We start from the raw sequence: 795 nt of genomic DNA on the forward strand, positions 1-795 counted from the left end.
AAACGTATGAGCGAAGCAACAAATATACATCCGATTTTTAATTCTCTTTTATCAAGAGAGAAAAAACAAGAATCATTAAAACAAAAAGGTATTGTACTTTGGATGACAGGTCTTTCTGGATCTGGAAAAAGTACATTAGCAAGAGCTTTAGAATTTGCTTTACATGATTTAGGTTATCATACTATGCTTTTAGATGGTGATAACTTAAGAACAGGTATCAACAGCAACTTAGGTTTCTCTGAGGAAGATCGTACTGAAAACGTAAGAAGATCTGCTGAAGTGTCAAAGCTTTTTGTAAGTTCAGGATTAGTTACCATTTGTTCTCTAATCAGCCCTACAGAGGAAATCAGAGCACAAGCAAAAGATATTATTGGTGAAGAAGATTTTTACCAAGTACATATAGATGCACCTTTTGAGGTGTGTGCGGAAAGAGATGTGAAGGGGCTTTATAAAAAAGCACTAGCTGGTGAGATTAAAAACTTTACGGGTTTGGATTCTCCTTTTGAAATTCCTGCTGACCCATTTGTAAGAATCCCAACGCATACTCAAACTTTGGAAGAGAGTTTAAAGCAACTACTGGATGCTGTTCTTCCTGTCATTAAATTATCAAACATCAAATAACTTTAGAATGCAGTCTTATACACTGACCCACTTAAAACAACTCGAGTCGGAGGCTATCTATGTATTTAGAGAGGTAGTATCTCAGTTTGAAAGACCAGCAATGCTATTCTCTGGTGGCAAGGACTCTATTGTCATGTTGCACCTTGCAAGAAAAGCATTCTGGCCAGGAAAAGT

At 36.6% G+C, this 795-nt stretch carries 2 protein-coding genes; both read left to right on the plus strand.

The features are described 5' to 3' along the window. The first annotated feature begins 6 nt into the window (after nt 1–6). Nucleotides 7–621: an adenylyl-sulfate kinase gene (gene cysC, locus IC221_RS29275; RefSeq protein ID WP_188172327.1), complete on the plus strand. Its 615-nt coding sequence runs from the start codon at nt 7–9 to the stop codon at nt 619–621. A 7-nt stretch (nt 622–628) separates the two neighbouring features. Further along, nucleotides 629–795: phosphoadenosine phosphosulfate reductase family protein (locus IC221_RS29280; protein ID WP_188172326.1), on the plus strand; the 167-nt coding region annotated here is incomplete at its 3' end.

Source organism: Flammeovirga sp. EKP202, assembly GCF_014534745.1.
Lineage (GTDB): Bacteria > Bacteroidota > Bacteroidia > Cytophagales > Flammeovirgaceae > Flammeovirga.

Coding starts and splice junctions, on each gene's coding strand:
- cysC (WP_188172327.1), top strand. CDS start 7: ATGAGCGAAGCAACAAATATACATCCGATTTTTAATTCTCTTTTATCA.